General features: G+C 63.9%; 14 protein-coding genes. 6 read left to right on the top strand and 8 right to left on the bottom strand.

The window, feature by feature from the left end; translation table 11 throughout:
• Positions 1–62: 62 nt before the first annotated feature.
• The 6 genes from F2P44_RS17860 to F2P44_RS17835 form a co-directional block, all read right to left on the bottom strand.
• Complete coding sequence (locus F2P44_RS17860) at positions 63–455, bottom strand: phage holin family protein (RefSeq protein ID WP_167088398.1); 393 nt, start codon at positions 453–455, stop codon at positions 63–65.
• A gap of 5 nt (positions 456–460) precedes the next feature.
• The gene (locus F2P44_RS17855; RefSeq protein ID WP_167088397.1) at positions 461–781 is read right to left on the bottom strand and encodes an ElaB/YgaM/YqjD family protein; all 321 of its coding nucleotides are present in this window, start codon (positions 779–781) and stop codon (positions 461–463) included.
• 106 nt (positions 782–887) lie between these two features.
• The gene (gene ubiA / locus F2P44_RS17850) at positions 888–1,742 is read right to left on the bottom strand and encodes a 4-hydroxybenzoate octaprenyltransferase (RefSeq protein WP_167088396.1); all 855 of its coding nucleotides are present in this window, start codon (positions 1,740–1,742) and stop codon (positions 888–890) included.
• A gap of 122 nt (positions 1,743–1,864) precedes the next feature.
• Positions 1,865–3,862 (bottom strand): hybrid sensor histidine kinase/response regulator, encoded by a 1,998-nt coding sequence (locus tag F2P44_RS17845; RefSeq protein WP_167088395.1) that lies wholly within the window; start codon positions 3,860–3,862, stop codon positions 1,865–1,867.
• A 7-nt stretch (positions 3,863–3,869) separates the two neighbouring features.
• Positions 3,870–5,018 (bottom strand): acyl-CoA dehydrogenase family protein, encoded by a 1,149-nt coding sequence (locus F2P44_RS17840; protein ID WP_223165054.1) that lies wholly within the window; start codon positions 5,016–5,018, stop codon positions 3,870–3,872.
• Positions 5,019–5,391: 373 nt separating this feature from the next.
• The gene (locus F2P44_RS17835; RefSeq protein WP_167088405.1) at positions 5,392–6,345 is read right to left on the bottom strand and encodes a hydrogen peroxide-inducible genes activator; all 954 of its coding nucleotides are present in this window, start codon (positions 6,343–6,345) and stop codon (positions 5,392–5,394) included.
• Positions 6,346–6,498: 153 nt separating this feature from the next.
• Here F2P44_RS17835 and F2P44_RS17830 point away from each other — a divergent pair, with 153 nt between their 5' ends.
• The 4 genes from F2P44_RS17830 to F2P44_RS17815 all read left to right on the top strand — a co-directional run bounded on the left by F2P44_RS17830 (position 6,499) and on the right by F2P44_RS17815 (position 9,920).
• On the top strand, positions 6,499–7,671 hold the full coding sequence (locus F2P44_RS17830; protein ID WP_167088393.1) for a PilT/PilU family type 4a pilus ATPase: 1,173 nt from the start codon (positions 6,499–6,501) through the stop codon (positions 7,669–7,671).
• Positions 7,672–7,790: 119 nt separating this feature from the next.
• Positions 7,791–8,264, top strand: coding sequence for a D-glycero-beta-D-manno-heptose 1-phosphate adenylyltransferase (gene rfaE2 / locus F2P44_RS17825; protein WP_167088392.1), 474 nt, complete (start codon positions 7,791–7,793; stop codon positions 8,262–8,264).
• Positions 8,265–8,298: 34 nt separating this feature from the next.
• A complete protein-coding gene (locus tag F2P44_RS17820; protein WP_167088391.1) occupies positions 8,299–9,330 on the top strand; it encodes a nucleotidyltransferase family protein in 1,032 nt (343 codons plus the stop codon).
• A gap of 68 nt (positions 9,331–9,398) precedes the next feature.
• Positions 9,399–9,920 carry a phosphohydrolase gene (locus tag F2P44_RS17815; RefSeq protein ID WP_167088390.1) on the top strand — a complete coding sequence of 174 codons (522 nt, stop codon included), beginning with the start codon at positions 9,399–9,401 and terminating at the stop codon, positions 9,918–9,920.
• Here F2P44_RS17815 and F2P44_RS17810 read toward each other — a convergent pair.
• Both F2P44_RS17810 and F2P44_RS17805 read right to left on the bottom strand, forming a co-directional pair.
• Complete coding sequence (locus F2P44_RS17810; protein WP_167088389.1) at positions 9,917–10,930, bottom strand: LacI family DNA-binding transcriptional regulator; 1,014 nt, start codon at positions 10,928–10,930, stop codon at positions 9,917–9,919. The two genes, F2P44_RS17815 and F2P44_RS17810, sit on opposite strands and share 4 nt — an antisense overlap.
• Complete coding sequence (locus tag F2P44_RS17805) at positions 10,927–12,471, bottom strand: tryptophan halogenase family protein (protein ID WP_167088388.1); 1,545 nt, start codon at positions 12,469–12,471, stop codon at positions 10,927–10,929. Before F2P44_RS17805 ends, F2P44_RS17810 begins: the two co-directional genes overlap by 4 nt.
• A 183-nt stretch (positions 12,472–12,654) precedes the next feature.
• Here F2P44_RS17805 and F2P44_RS17800 point away from each other — a divergent pair, with 183 nt between their 5' ends.
• Together F2P44_RS17800 and F2P44_RS17795 are read left to right on the top strand one after the other, a co-directional pair.
• Positions 12,655–15,072, top strand: coding sequence for a TonB-dependent receptor (locus tag F2P44_RS17800; RefSeq protein WP_167088387.1), 2,418 nt, complete (start codon positions 12,655–12,657; stop codon positions 15,070–15,072).
• 104 nt (positions 15,073–15,176) lie between these two features.
• Entirely contained in the window at positions 15,177–16,499 is a 1,323-nt protein-coding gene (locus F2P44_RS17795; protein ID WP_167088386.1) for a GH1 family beta-glucosidase, read from the top strand.
• The last annotated feature ends 23 nt before the right edge of the window (positions 16,500–16,522 follow it).

Here is a 16,522-nt window from a genome sequence, read left to right as displayed (position 1 = left end):
ACAGAGAATCAGTGCGGTTGATCTTAAAATACCCGCATTTCGCTTAATTTTTAGGCAAAACCTCATGGAAATTGCCGCCCCGGGCTGAAATGACGTTGCGCGGAAAAAGATGTGTATAACGATATGAGTTCAGCCACGGTCGCTCCCAGCAGGCGCGGACGCGCGTCGAAACTGCGCTTGACCTGCATCGCAATCAGGCCGCCGGCCACGCCAAACAGCGCCGCCAGGCCGCCAATGGCTTCGAGCCGGTAGCTATCCCAGAAAATCACCACCACCAGCAGCACCAGCAATAACGCGGCGATGCCGAACAGGATCAGCGACGCCAGCGCAAGCACGACATACCCAAGAAAGCGTTGCAGCTCCTCCTGCACCTCGACCGCGGCCAGTTCCAGCCGCGTTTGCACCATGGCGACCAGGGTCGCCCCGATCCGCCCCACCGATTCGGCGATCGCCATGCGCCTTACCTGCGCGAAATCAGCATGCCGATGATGCAGCCGGCGGCAGCGCCGATCCCGACCGCTTTCCACGGGTTTTCCTGCACGTACTCGTCAGTCGCCTTGGCCGCGACCTTGGTTTTTTGAACCACCGCTTCTTCCAGGCGAATCAGGTCCGCCTTGGCGCTCGTCAGGGTGCGCTCGAACTTAGCCTTGGCCGCTTGCAGTTCTTCGCCGGTCAGCTGGCTGCCGTGGCGCAGCCACTGTTCGGCATCCTGGATCACGGATTTCAGGTCGTTGACCAACTGGTCGCGCGCGCCTGGTTTGGTTGGGATGGATTCGATCATGTTTTGTTACCTCGTAAGTGAATTATAGGAAAGCCCAGCGGTCCGAGCGCGTCGATGTCGAACTTGCGCGCTAGCAATATTGACTTTCCGTGTTATCGGAACAACATCAGCTGAAAGCGTAGTCTAACGCCACCCCGGCAAAAAGGGCCGCACCCAACCAATTGTTGTGGCGAAAAGCTGCAAAACAAGCCATGCGCTCGCGCCCACGGATCAAAGTGTAGTGATAAAGCGCCACCGCGGCGGCCACGGCGACACCGCCGACGAACCAGGCGCGCAAGCCTTCGAGCCAGCCGCACACCAGGATGATGGCCAGTGCGGCGCCGTAGCACAGCATGACGGCGGCCACGTCGAAGCGTCCGAAGGTGATGGCCGAGGTGCGGATGCCGATCCGGATGTCGTCGTCGCGGTCGACCATGGCGTATTCGGTGTCATAGGCGATGGCCCAGAACACATTGGCCACCAGCAGCCACCAGGCCACGGCCGGCACCTGGTCCTGCACGGCGGCAAAGCCCATCGGGATGCCGAAGCCGAAGGCGATGCCCAGGTAGGCCTGGGGAATGGCGAAAAAGCGCTTGAAGTAGGGATAGCTGCCGGCGATGATGACGGCCGCCACCGAGAGCTGCTTGGTCAGGGCGTTGAGCGGCAGGATCAGCAGGAAGGACATGATGGACAGGGTGGCGGCGACGGCCAGCGCTTCCCAGCTCTTGATGCGCCCGCTGGTGAGGGGACGTTCGGCGGTGCGCTTGACGTGCTTGTCGAAGTCGCGGTCGGCGTAATCGTTGATGGCGCAGCCGGCCGAGCGCATCAGGATGGTGCCTAAGGTGAAGATGACGACGATGACGGGGTCGGGCGTGCCGCGCGCGGCGAGCCACAGGGCGATCAAGGTGGGCCAGAGCAGCAGCAGGATGCCGATCGGCTTGTCCAGCCGGATCAGGCGGAAGTACAGCGACAACTTGTTCATGGTCGGATCGCTGGCGCGACTGTCGTGGACGAGGCTTGGATTTTACTGTGTTTGCAGGGAAACGTGAACGCCGCGTTGCTCTGGCAAGCCGCGCGCGGCCTCGCTCAGCGAACCAACTGGTCCTACCGCGCCAGAAGCGCGGTCAGCGTGGCCACCAGTTCCGTCACGATATACGGCTTTGCCACATGGGCCTGAAAACCGGCATCGAACGCCCTCTGGCGTTCCAGCGGGCTGGCGTATGCGGTCAATGCGACCGCCGGCAACGTGTCGCCGGCAAAGCCACGCCGCCGTATCTCGCCGATCAGCTGGTAGCCATCCATCTGCGGCATGCCGATATCGCTCACGACCATGTCGAGCGCTTCGCTACCGAGCAAATCAAGCGCCAGGAGTGCAGATGGTGCGGTGAGCACGTGCGCGCCATGTGCGCTCAGTACGTCTTTCACCAACTCGCGCGTATCGGCGATGTCTTCCACGAGGAGAATGCGGCGCTGTGCAAGCATGCGCGACTGCGCCGCTGGCATCGCCGGCTGCTGGCGGGCAGCCCCTGTGCCGTCTCCCACGGAAGCAAGGGGAAAGCGTAGCGTAAAGCTGGTGCCCAGCCCGCGCCCCGGACTTGTCACCGCAATGGTCCCTGAATGCATTTCGGTGAGCTGTTTCGCAATCGACAGGCCGATTCCCAGGCCGCCATGGCGGCGCGTGCTCGAGGCGTCTTCCTGGCCGAATTTGTCGAACACATACGGCAGGAATTCGGCAGCGATACCGCACCCGCTGTCTTCGATGACGATCTGCACCAGGCTGTCCGGGACGAGGGAAGCGCGCACCTGAATCGTGCCGCCTTCCGGCGTGAACTTGATTGCATTACTCAGGATATTGTAGAGCACCTGCTGGAGCCGGTGCACGTCGCCCGCTATCGTCACCGCGCCGACGGCATAGTGCGTGACCAGCTTGAGTTGCTTGGCGTCGGTCATTGCCTGCACCGAATCGGTGGCCGCGCGCAGCAGGTCGACCAGCGCGATGTCGTGCAGCTCCAGGGTGAGCTTGCCGGTGACGATCGAGGACACATCCAGCAGATCCTCGATCAGCTTGGCCTGCAGTTTGGCGTTGCGTTCGATAATATTGAGCGAGTGCTGCAGGTCGGGCGTGTCGGGGTGTTGAATGCGCAGAAGCTGAGTGCGACCGATGACGGCAGTAAGCGGCGTGCGCAGTTCATGCGAGAGCAGGGCAAGGAACTCGTCCTTGAGGCGCCCCAGGCGCTCGGCATTCTGGCGCCCCGCACGTTCCGTTTCGATGGCATGCACGACGTCGGAGACATCGCGCGCCGAGATTGAGGTACCGATAAACGTGTGGCTTTCATCCTGCACCCGTGCCAGCGACACTTCCAGGTGCAGCGTTTGGGCATCGATGACGGTGCTCATTTTCGCTGTCAATGACGGTGCGCCGGCATGGAGTCGCGTCAGTAGCGCGTCGAGCATGGGTGACCAGAACGGCAGCTCGGCAGCCGGCTGGTTGTGGCGCGGGCGACACTGGAACAGCCGCTCCGCCCCCGTGCTCCAGTACAGGACGTTATCGTGCGGACCGAGCGAGAAAATCGCATCCGACGAGTGCTGCAGCAAACTGGCCAGGTAATGCTCCGAAATCACCGATTGGCGATAGGCGACGCTATCGACCGCTTTGGGTTCCGCCAGCCGGAGGTTGGCGCGGTCCAGGGTGGTCCGCAGGCGCGAGCGCTGGCGGCTTGCCTGCACTGCGCGCATCAACTTCTCGCCCAGGCGCGGATCGCCCAGCGGCACCAGGGACCAGTTCGGGCCTAGCATGGGTACAAACCGCAATTCGGTTTGTACCGCGTCGACCTGTTCCCGGGCAGGTACGAAGAGAATCTGTCCAACCGGCCAGACAGTGCGAATCCGACGGGCAATCGAGGCAGCATTGCCGATGCCCGGCCCGACCAGAACGACGGACGGTTCGCGGTCCTGGCCGATCAGTTCCTGGATGCACTCGACGGCGCGGGCCGGCGCAGCCAGGACGGCGTCGAGCTGCTGCTCCTTGAGCGGCTGCGCGAGCGCGCCATCGATGTCCGCGTGCGGGTCCGGGACGATGAGAAGGAGGAGTTTATAGTTCACGGCGCGGTTACAGTAACGGCAAACCCAGCAACGAGCGCCCGGTCCAGATTTTCAGCATGTCGGTGGTCGGGGACATCACATGCCCGGCGCGTGCATCGCGCAGCATCTGGCTCACCCGGCTGTTCTCGCGGTAGGCGATCCCGCCGCAAATCGTCATCGCTTCATTGGTGACCGCCACGGCGGTCTCGGCGGCATCGGCCTTGCAGGACAAAATGAATGGGAGCGCGTCGAGGTCGCCGCGGTCGCCGCGCTCTCCGGCCGCGTACAGCAGTTGCCGTGTCTTTTCGATGGACCTCCACATGTCGGCGTACTTCGTCTGCAACTGCTCTATGTGGCGCAACGAGTCGCCGGTATGGTTGTAGCGCCGCGTGCGCAAATGCTCGCCAACGGCCTCGAGTGCGGATTGCGCGATGCCGAGGTAACTGCCCGCCATTGCCATGAGGAAGTAGGGCGCGATGACTTCGAACACGTACCAGATCTGGTCGCCAGTATCGCCCAACAGATTGGTGAGCGGCACCTGCGCATCCGTCAGGCGCATGCCGCGCGACGAGTTTCCGCGCATGCCGAAGCCGTGCCAAGGTTCAAGCCATTCGACCCCGGCGGCGTCGCTGTCGACGATCAGGCAGCTCACGTCGCCAATTTCGCTGGAATCCGGACTCAGTGCCGAGATCACGTACGAGTCGGCGCGCCCGCCGTTGGTGACGAACTGCTTGGTGCCATTGACCAGGAACTGCCCGCCGGCGAGGGTAATCAGCGTTTCGGACAGATAGAAATTGGCGCCGGTCCCGCTTTCGGACAGGGCCAGGGTGGTGATATGCTCGCCGCGCGCAATCTTGCTCAGATAATGTTCGGATTGGTAGGATGTCGCCTTGGCGGCGATCACCGCCGTCCCCACGCAATGCATGCCGAAGCACAGCGCGGACGACGGGCAGGCCTTGCCCAGCGTTTCGGTCAGCACCGCCAGCGCGAGCAGGCCCTGGCCATGGCCGCCGAGTTGTTCGGGCACTTGCAGCCCCATCAGCCCGGCCTTCGACAGCGCGGCCATCGAACGGGCAGGCCAGGCGGCCTCGCTGTCGACCGCGGAAGCGAAAGGCGCGATCTCGCTGGCGACAGTAGCCGCTGTATCTTTCAGGCTGAGTAGTTTGGTCGCAAACATGTTGAGCATCCACTCCTGTCGAAAAGGGCGAGTTCGGCGGCAGATCCGGCGCGGTGGCGCCAGACGCGATGTGTCGCTTAGGTAAATACAATTGTAGCGTTTTTGCTATCGCCCCATATTTCCCATGGACGCAATCGAACCGGTCCGGAACAGGCCTCGTTTTTTCGGCCTGGTGGGGCGGGCGCGCGACCTGGCCAAGCCCGCCGCAGGCATGCTGGCGCCCTCGTTAGCGCGGGAGAGCAACGAATAGGGTGGGGGCGGTGCCGGGCGAATTGCTCAGGGCTGGCGTTCCCGCGCGGGGCGCGATGGCCAGGAGCGCGCCAAGCAAGGCGCTCCCCGACCCGGGCGTGCCGCTCATCGTGCCTCGGCTTGCTTATCCCGCATCGGGCACGACCCCATCGGGCATGAACATGTCGACGCCCGGCAGCTCGCAGGCGGCGACTGCCTCGCACACCGCGTCGATCGCGGCGCGGCGGGTAAAACTCTTGCGCCACACGATGACCACGCGGCGCTCCGGCACCGGCGCCTCGAACGGCACGAAGGCCAGCATATTGCTGCGCGATTGCATGTCCGGGACCGAGGCGCGCGGCAGCACGGTCAGGCCGATGCCGCTGGCAACCATGTGGCGGATCGTTTCCAGCGACGAACCCTCGAAGGTGCGCTGCATGCCATTGCCCGGCGACGAAAAGCGCGCCATTTCCGGACACACTTCCAGCACCTGGTCGCGGAAGCAGTGACCATTGCCTAATAACAACATCGTTTCGGATTTCAAATCCTGGGCCGAGACGGCGCTGCGCTTGGCCCAGGGATGGTTTTGCGGCACGGCCACGACGAACGGCTCGTCGTACAGGGTTTGCATCGACATGCCATGTTCCGGCAGTGGCAGCGCCATGATGGCCGCGTCCAGTTCGCCCTGGCGCAGCAGTTCGAGCAGGCGCACTGTGAAGTTTTCCTGCAAGATCAGCGGCATCTGCGGCACCCGCTCGATGATGTTCTTCACCAGCGGCGGCAGCAGGTAGGGGCCGATGGTATAGATCACGCCCAGGCGCAGCGGCCCGGCCAGCGGGTCCTTGTTCTGCTTGGCGAGTTCCTTGATGGCGGCGGTCTGCTCCAGCACGCGTTCGGCCTGCGCGATGATCTGCGCCCCGAGCGGGGTGACGGAAATTTCCGCGCCGCCGCGCTCGAACAGCACCACGCCCAGCTCGTCTTCGAGCTTCTTGATGGCGACCGACAAGGTGGGTTGGGCGACGTAACAGGCCTCGGCGGCATGTCCGAAATGTCTCGCACGCGCGACGGCAACGATATATTTCAGTTCGGTCAGGGTCATAAAGGTGAGGGCAGGAAGAGGACAGGCGCGGCGCGACCGTCGTGACACGATGTTGCTTATGAGTCAGCAAAGAAATTATATTCTACCGGAATGCAGTCGATATAATTGGGCCGCGGGCGGATTTTCGACCTGCCGACTACTTGAAAGGCGAGCATGTCCACCACTTTTGGCCCTCTGGAAGCGCAGGCCTACATCCATAAATTACTGACCGTGATGCACCATCAGGGCGGTTCCGACCTGTTCATCTCGGCTGATTTCCCTCCGAGCATGAAGTTTCAGGGTTCCATGAAACCGATGAGTCAGCAAAAGCTGACCGGCGAAGTCACGCGCGCGCTGGCCCTGTCGTTAATGAACGACAAGCAACGCAATGAATTCGAGAAGGAAATGGAATGTAATTTTGCAATTTCTTTGCCGAATGTGTGCCGGTTCCGCGTCAATGTCTACGTGCAGCAGCAGTGCGTGGCGATGGTGGTGCGCACGATCGCGTCCGAAATCCCGAATTTCGAGAAACTCGACCTGCCGGAAGTGCTGAAAGAGGTCGTGATGACCAAGCGCGGCCTGGTGCTGGTGGTAGGCGGCACGGGCTCGGGCAAGTCGACCACGCTGGCGGCGATGATCGATTACCGCAATGCCAATTCGGCGGGGCACATCATCACGGTGGAAGACCCGGTCGAGTATGTCCACAGGAACAAGAGCTGCCTGATCACCCACCGCGAAGTCGGGGTGGACACGCATTCGTGGCACGCGGCGCTGAAAAACACCCTGCGCCAGGCGCCGGACGTGATCCTGATCGGCGAAATCCGCGATACCGAGACGATGGAGCACGCCATCGCCTTCGCCGAAACGGGCCACCTGTGCCTGGGCACCCTGCACGCGAACAACTCGAACCAGACCATGGACCGGATCATCAACTTCTTCCCGGAAGAGCGGCGCAACCAGCTGCTGATGGACCTGTCGTCGAACCTGCGCGCGATCGTTTCGCAGCGGCTGGTGCGCACGGAAGACGGCAAGGGGCGCAAGGCGGCCATCGAGATCTTGCTCAATACGGCGACCATCAGCGAGATGATCCTGAAGGGGAATTTCCAGTCGATCAAGGAGATCATGCACAAGTCGCGCGAGCTGGGCATGTGCACCTTCGACCAGGCGCTGTACGAGTTGTACAACCGCGGGCAGATCGGCTACGACGAAGCGATCCGCAACGCCGACTCGGCCAACGGCCTGCGCCTGCAGATCAAGCTGCGCGGCGACCGCAAGGAACCCGGCGGCGCCGCCGCATCGCGCTCGAACGATTTGTCGATGGCGGTGGACGAGGAAGAGGAAGAGTAACCCCCCACCGTCCCCGCCACCACCGTCGTTCCCGCCGAGTGCCGCCTTGGCGCGCGAAGTCGGTTCTGGCAATGCCAGAGACGACGGGGGCATCTAATTGAATTACACCGTAAGCCCACATGCCCGACTTCGAAAACAAAATCTGCACCCGCCTCGACCTCGCCGCCCGCGTCGCCGCCCTGCCCAAACCAGTGGTCCTGACCAACGGCGTGTTCGACATCCTGCACCGTGGCCACGTGACCTACCTCGCGCAAGCGCGCGCCCTGGGCGCCTCGCTGGTGGTCGCGGCCAACACCGACGCCTCGGTCAAACGCCTCGGCAAGGGCGACGACCGCCCGCTCAACACCGCCGGCGACCGCATGGCCGTGCTGGCCGCGCTCGAATCGGTCAGCCTGGTGGTCGACTTCGACGAAGACACCGCGCTCGAAGTGGTCCTCGAAGCGCGTCCCGACATTTACGCGAAAGGCGGCGACTACGACATGCAGGCGATCCCCGAAGGCCAGGCCGTGCTGGCCTACGGCGGCCAGGCCGTCGCCATCGACTTCGAACACGACCGCTCGACCACCAAGCTGCTGTCGAAAATCCGCACCTAGAACAAGAAGGAGTACCCCCATGGGTGGAAACGCCATGAAACACGTCGGCGTCACCCGCCAGCCGGCCGCCGATTACGCCGCCATCACCGGCGCCGTGATCGACATGCTGCGCGCGCTGTTCCCCGCAATTGCCTGCATGCCGATTCTCGCGTACGGCCAAAAGGACACCTTCGGCGACAGCGACATCCTGATCGAATCGTCCCACCTGCCGCCCGACTGGATCGACCAGGTCAAGGCCGCCTTCGCGCCGCAAGACCTGATCGTCAACGGCGACGTGGTGTCCTTCGATTTCCGGTCCATGCAGATCGACCTGATCACCACCCCGGCGGAAGAAATGGCATTCGCCGCGTCGTACTACGCCTTCAACGACCTGGGCAACTTGATGGGGCGGATCGCCCACAAGATGGGCCTCAAGTACGGCCATGACGGCCTGTGGAAACTCCTGCGCGACAACGACCAGGTGTTCGCCGAGATCCTCATCACGCGTGATGTCGCCAAAACCTTCGCCCTGCTCGGCTACGACCATGCGCGCTACCTGCAAGGCTTCGAGACCCTCGAAGACGTGTTCGAATTCGCTGCCTCGACCCCGTATTTCCATCGCCAGATCTACCTGCTCGACAACCGCAACGCCGCCAGCCGCGTGCGCGATGCCAAGCGGCCGTCGTACACCGCGTTCCTTGCGTGGATAGCAGACAAGCCGGAACTGGACCGCTATACCTGGTCAGCCTGGGATGGCGGGCGCAGCTCGCCCGAGCGCGATGCCGAACGGGCCGACTGGGAACAGCGCATCTTCACCGACATCTTCACCGAAGCGCGTCCGCAATACCTCAAGGCGATCGACCAACACGAAACGCACAAGCGCGCCAAACTGGTCTGGAACGGCACGCTGGTCGCCGCGCAGACCGGCTATCAGGGCAGGGAGCTCGGCGAATTCATGGCCGCGTGCCGCGCGAGCTTCATGAATGCACCGCACGACCCGGCGCTGTCGTTCGAGCAGTGGGTGCTGACGCTCGCGCCGGAAGCTATCACCGCGCACGTCCACGCCTTCCGGCAAACGTGGCGCTAATCCGCCGACCACTCGTCGTCCTACGCTGCAAGCTTGCAGTACGGTTCGTCGCATTGAATAATTAGCCCATGTTGATTGATCGTTCCGATGCCTATGCCTTGCTTCGCGCGCTAGGCGCCAACGAGCGGCTGCTGCGGCACGTGCAGCTGGTCGGCGAAGCCGCCGATGAGCTCATGAACGCCTACACCGGCCTGCAGGTCCGCTTCGATGCCCGCCTGATCGAGCTGGGGGTGGCCGTGCACGACGCCGGTAAAATCACCTATCCCGAGGAACTCGACGGTCCGGGTTCACGCCACGAACCGGAAGGCCAGGCCATGATGCTGGCCAATGGCGTGCAGCCGGCCGTAGCGCGATGCTGCGTTTCGCACGCAGCATGGCAGCATGCCGATATTTCGTTCGAGGAGCTGTCGGTGGCGCTGGCGGACAAACTCTGGAAAGGCAAGCGCGAGGAAGAGCTGGAGTTGCGCGTGATCGACATGATTGCCGCACAGCGCGGCGTAGCGCGCTGGGATGTGTTCACAACGCTCGATTCGGCGTTCGAGGATATCGCCGCCGGCGCCAGCGCACGCCTGCGGCGCAGCATCGCCTAAGTCAGCCGCCGCACCGATTCCCTCACCACCAGACTCAGTGCCGGCAGCGGCACCTTCACCTCGTGATGCCCGATCATCCCCAGCATCATGGTCCCGATGCACGAACCGACGTCGTACAGCGGCTGGCGCACCGTGGTCAGGGGCGGGGTGGTGTACATCGAACTATGCAGGTCGTCGAAACCGATGATCGACACGTCTTCCGGCACCCGGATGCTGCGCCGGTACAGCGCCAGGCGCGCGCCGTAGGCACTCAAATCGTTGGCCGCGAAAATGGCGGAAAAGCGCGCTCCCGAGGTGAGCAGCTGGTTGACCGCCTGCAAGCCGCCGGACTCCTGGAAGTCGCCCGCCACGATCAGCCCCGGATCGGGCTCGATGCGATGCTTTGCCAAGGTGTCGCGATAGCCGGCCAGGCGCGCGTGCGCATCCTCCTGGTCGTCGGAGCCGCGAATGAACGCGATGCGCCGGTGCCCCTGTTCGATCAGCAGTTCCATGGCCTCGCAGGCGGCGCCGTAGTTGTCGAGGACAAAACCGAAAACACGCTCGCCTTCAAGCTTGCGCCCGAACGCCACGATCGGCACGCGCTGCGAAAAATCGAGGATCTGGGTGTCGCTCATGTTCCCGGTCAGGATCACCACGCCATCCACGCGCCGCCCGATCAGCAGTTCGACCCGCTCGGCTTCTTCAAGCGCGTGCCAGTGCCCGCTCATGATCAGGAGCGCATAGCCGGCCGCCTTGACCGCATCCTCGATGCCGACCATGGCGTCGTTGAAGTAGCCGCTCACCAGCGACTGGGTCAATACGCCGATGGTGCGCGTGCTGCCCATTTTCAGGCCTTGCGCCACCAGGTTCGGCTTGTAGTTCAGGCGTTCGATGGCTTCTTCGATGCTGCGCCGCTTGGCATCGGACACCTTGGCGGTGCCGTTCATGAAGCGCGATGCGGTGGCCGGCGAGACGCCGGCGGCATGCGCGACCTGGTGCAGGGTGACGGGGGCGATGTCGATGTTCTTCATCGGCGCTCGCACAAGTGCTCGACCAGCGCGCGGTGCGGCGGCAGGTCGGCCAGCGCATGCCCGGCCAGCTTGGCGATCATCGCAAATTCGGCGGCCGCCTCGTCGCGCCGCGCCGGATGGCAGGCGCTCGGATGCAGGCCGGTGGCGAACTCCATCCCGTACAGCACGTACTGCCAGCTCGACGTCGGATACATCTCGACGTCGGCCACGAAGTCGAGCCGGTGCGGGGGCCGGCAGCGCCACATGGCCAGCTTGTCGCGCAGCGACGCCGGAATCGAACGCGGATCGGTGTTGTCGGTCCAGAAGGCCGAATCGGTGCGCTGGGAGAGACAGTAGTGCAGCTTGATGAAGTCGACCACGCGCTCGTAGCGCTCGCGCATCAGGCGGTTGAACTGGGCCGCCACCGGCGCGCTGTCGCCGTTGAACGGGAACAGGTGGCCGATCAGGTAGGCCGCCGTTTCGATCAGGCCGATGCCGGACGATTCGAGCGGCTCCAGGAAACCGCCCGAGAGCCCGACCGCCACGCAGTTTTTCACCCACTGCACGTCGCGGTAGCCGATGTTCAGTTTCAGCTGGCGCGGCGTGAGTCCGTCGGCAGCCGCGCCGATGTACTGGCGCAGCACCTGCTCGGCGCGCTCAATGGTGGTGTGGCGGCTCGAATACACGTAACCGATCCCGCGCCGCTGCTGCAGGCCGATATCCCAGGTCCATCCGGCTTCGTGCGCGGTGGAGATGGTGTACGAGGGGATCGGCGCGTCAAGCGCGGGGTAGGGCACCTGCATCGCCAGCGCGCGGTCGACGAACAGCACGTCGTCCATCTTGCGAAACGGTGAGCCGAGCGCTTCGCCGATCAGCGCGGCCCTGAAGCCCGTGCAGTCCACGTACAGGTCCGCGCCCAGCGCGCCGTGTTCGCGCGTGTGCACGCAGGCGATCGCGCCGCCGGCATCGAGTTCGACCCGTTCCACGGTGGCCTGCACGTGGCGCACACCGAGCGAGCGCCCATGCTCGGCCAGCAGGGCGGCGAAGCGCCCGGCGTCGAAGTGGTAGGCGTAGTTCATCGGCCCGGCGTAGTCGGCATCGGCCAGGCGCTTGGGGCCGTGCGCCGCATCAGCCACGCGTTTTTGCATGGTCGCCGCTTGGGCAAAGGGGATGCCGGCGCCGGCGGTGCCTTGCAGCCAGTGCGGCAGCAGTTCCGGTCCGCCCTGGCGCTGGCTCGGCTGGCTGAAAGGATGGAAGTAGTGGTCGGCGCCGGGCGCGCCGGCCGGACGCACCCAATTGTTGAAGCGTACGCCCTGCTTGAAGGTGGCCTGGCATTCGCGCACGAAGCGCGCTTCGTCGATGCCGATCGCCGCCAGGGTCGAGCGGATCGAGGGAAAGGTCCCCTCGCCGACGCCGATGATGCCGATCTCGGGCGACTCGACCAGGGTGATGCTGACGCCGGCCGCGCCTGCGCCGCCCCCCAGGGTACGCGCCAGATAGCAGGCGGTAAGCCAGCCGGCGGTGCCGCCGCCGACGATCAACACGTTATGAAACGCTTTCATGAATTGCCCCTTTTTGTGGCCCTGTGTGGCGAATATGACAAATGCGGTCGCACCAGAATATTTCGTTTGACTTTGGAATGCACCGAAATGTACCATGAAATCGTTTTCACGTAACATGAAAACGTTTTCTCGCCCAGCCACGTCACGAACAACAAAAATCGGTCAATTCCGAATGGAGACTGCATGAAATCTACCGCCACCCAGGCGTTTCGCCGCGCTCGCGCCCCAATTCAACTTGCCATCCTGACCTTGCTCGCGGGTATCAGCGCGGCGCACGCCCAGGATGTGGCGCAAGCCCCGGCAGCGCCTGCGGTCAGCAAGAGTGTCGCCAGCGGCGACTCGAACGTGATTCCCGAAGTCGTCGTCACCGCGACCAAGCGTTCGACCCCGCTGCAAAAAACCCCGATCGCGATCACCGCCATCAACGCCGCCGCGCTCCAGGACAACCATGTCCAGACCATCCAGGACGTCGTCAACCTGGTGCCGGGCTTCCAGGCCACCGGCCAGGGCGACCATGGCGTCATCACCATGACCTTGCGCGGCATCGGCAACGACAGCGCCAAGACCGAATACGCCGATCCGGAAGTGGCCAGCTTCGTCGACGGCATCTACTCGCCGCGTCCGGAAGGCGCCACCTCGCTGCTGTTCGACCTGGAAGCGATCGAAGTGCTGCGCGGCCCGCAAGGCACGCTGTGGGGCCGCAACTCCACCGTCGGCGCGGTCAACATGCAGACCACCAAACCGGTCATCGGTGAACGCTCGGGCAGTTTCGAAGCCGGCATGGGCGACTACAAGCGTCTCGGCACGCGTGGCGCGGTCAACATCCCGCTGAGCGATAGCGCGGCCCTGCGCATCTCCGCCGTGCACGAACAGCACGACGGCTACATCGATTACCAGAAGCTGCCGGCCATTCCGCTGGCCGACCAGCGCGCCGCCTTCAAGGCTGGCGGCGGCAAGGATGCCGATTTCCGTCCGATCAATCCGAACCTGTTCGTCGCCGGCGGCCCGAAATACGGCTCCCAGGACCAGACCGCGGTGCGCCTGGCGCTGTTGTGGAACATCGCGCCTTCGCTCAAGTGGAACGTCTCGTACGAAAAATTCGCCGACCGCGGCACCCCGAGCATGAACTTGCTGCAAAACCCGCGCGCCGGCACCGACCTGTGGTCGACCCTGGCCGACGTGGCCCCGACCCTCAAGCGCGATACCGATGCGATCCGCTCGCGCCTGGAATACACGATCAACGATTCGATGGCGCTGCACTACATCGCCGGCGTGTCGCGCTTCTCCGGCTCGTCCACCTTCGACCAGGATGGCGGCGTCGCCGTGCCGACCAGCTTTGCCACGGGCGCGACCTACCAGGCCAACAACACGGTCTCGTCGAACTACAAGAACCACAGCCACGAACTGGAATTGCAGTCGCTCGGCAAGCACGATATCGACTGGCAGCTCGGCCTGTACTACGCGGCTGAAAAGAACGACATCCGCTTCGACATCCCGATCTTCAACGGCACCCAGGAAGGCACCGTCAGTTGGCAGGGTTCCTTCATCCAGCCGAAGGAAACCGTGGCATCGAGCGCCGCCTTCGGCCAGGCCACCTGGAACGCCACCGAGAGCCTGCACCTGACCGGTGGCCTGCGCTACACCAAGGACAAGCGCACCAACGTCGGCGGCAACGGCTACACCTGGAACTACGACAAGGACGTGGCCCAGGTGCCGCTGTCCCCATCGATCGATCCGCGCATTCCTGGCCAGGGTTACAGCCCGGGCGTGCCATCGAACGATGGCGTCTACCACGGCAGCAAGGTCACGGGCCTGGTGCGCGTGAACTATGACCTGGACCGCAGCAACATGGTCTACGCCAGCGTCGCCACCGGCTACAAGTCGGGCGGCCTGCAGGATGGCGGCCGTCCGTACGGCGCCGAAACCCTGACCAACTACGAAATCGGCACCAAGAGCACCTTCTTCGGCGGCATGGTCAAGATGAACAACGCGCTGTACTACTCGGACTTCAAGGACTTCCAGTTCAGCGCCCCGATCACCAATCCGGACGGCACCCGTGGCCTGGCCACCAACAACGCCGAAGGCGCCACGGTGTCGGGCCTGGAGTCGGAAATCGCGGCCAAGATCACGCGCGACGACAAGCTGCAACTGACCTTGGCCTACACCCGCGCCAAGCTGGGCAAACTGGTCGGCGGCACCAATGACTACACGCTGCCGAAGTGCGCCATTCCGGGCATCAGCACCTGCCTGGACGTAAGCGGCAACACCATGCCGCACGCGCCGAAGTTCTCGATGCAGCTGCAATACCAGCACAACTTCGAGCTGGCCGGCGGCGCCACCCTGGTGCCGCGTATCTCGACCCACTACGAAACCGCGTCCTGGCTGAGCGTGTTCAACCTGGGCGAGGGCGACCGCCAGAAAGCCTACGTGCGCACCGACCTTGGCCTGCGCTACACGGCCAGCAAATGGTGGATCGATGCCTTCGTGCGTAACGTGGCCGACAAAAACATCAAGACCAGCGCCGGCAATTCCTTCGGCCCGTACATGGCGCAGTACCTGCCGCCGCGTACCATCGGCTTTAACACCGGCGTCGACTTCTAAGTACCGCCAACCCGTCCGCTTCCCCCGGGGAGCGGACCACGGCGCGGCGTGCCTGCAAGGGCGCCGCGTGTCCCGTCATTGCCCCACCGATATCGAGCTCTACAATGAACCAATCCAATCACTACCCTGCCGACTTTACGTGGGGAGTCGCGACCAGCGCTTTCCAGATCGAGGGCGGCGCCAGCGCTGACGGCAAGGGGCCATCGATCTGGGACACCTTCTGCCTGAACCCGAACAACATCAAGGACAAGAGCGACGGGACGGTCGCCTGCGACCATTACAACCGCTATCGCGAAGACGTCAGCCTGATTTCGTCGCTGAACGTGGACGCCTACCGCTTTTCGATGGCCTGGGCGCGCGTCCAGCCGAGCGGCAAGGGCGCCTGGAACGAGGCCGGCTTCGGCTTCTATGACCGCCTGCTGGACCAACTGGCGGCGAAAGATATCAAGGCGCACCTGACCCTGTACCACTGGGACCTGCCGCAAGGCTTGCAGGACGACGGCGGCTGGCTCAATCGCGACAGCGCGCACCGCTTCGCCGACTACGCGCACGAAGTGGCGCGCCGTTTCGGCAACCGCGTCGCGGCCATCGCCACCCACAACGAGCCATGGTGCAGCGCCAACCTCGGTTACGGCAATGCGCAGTTCGCGCCCGGCGTGGCGGACGCCAAACAGGCGATCCAGGTCTCGCACCACCTGCTGCTCTCGCACGGCCTGGCGATGACGTCGATGCGCGCCACCGCCAGCTCGGCCCAGCTGGGCATTGTGCTGAACCAGTGGACGGCCGACCCGGCCACCGATTCCGAGGCTGACCGCGCCATGGCGGAACTGGAGTACGCGCGTTCGGTGCAGTGGTTCATGGACCCGATCTTCAAGGGCCGCTATCCGGAGCTGGCGCTGCGCGCGCACGGCCAGAACGCGCCCGTGGTGCACGACGGCGACTTCACCGCCATCGCCCAGCCGATCGACTTCCTCGGCGTGAACTACTATTTCCGTTCCTTCTGCAGCGCCGAAACGCCGCCGCGCACGCCGCCCGGCAAGCTCGGGTTCACCGACATGGGCTGGGAGATCTATCCGCAGGGGCTGACCGAACTGCTGGTCAAACTGCATGCCGAATACATGCTGCCGCCGATTTACATCACCGAAAACGGCATGGCCAATCCGGACGCGGTCAGCGGCGGCAAGGTGGCCGACCCCGAGCGCATCGCCTACGTGCAGATGCACCTGGACGCGCTCAAGGCGGCCATGGAGCAGGGCGTCGACGTGCGCGGCTACTTCCTCTGGAGTTTGCTCGACAACTTCGAATGGAACTCCGGCTACGCCAAGCGCTTCGGCATCGTCCACGTCGACTACGAGACGCAGGAGCGTACGCTCAAGGACAGTGCCATCTGGTACCGCGATTTCCTGTCCGCCCAGCGCCAGCGCTGATCGACTGTTCTTCCACTGGAGGC

It is taken from the genome of Massilia frigida (assembly GCF_011682175.1).
Lineage (GTDB): Bacteria > Pseudomonadota > Gammaproteobacteria > Burkholderiales > Burkholderiaceae_D > Telluria_A > Telluria_A frigida.
The sequence above is the reverse complement of the archived record's forward strand: the minus strand, read 5'-3'. Positions and strand labels throughout refer to the sequence as shown.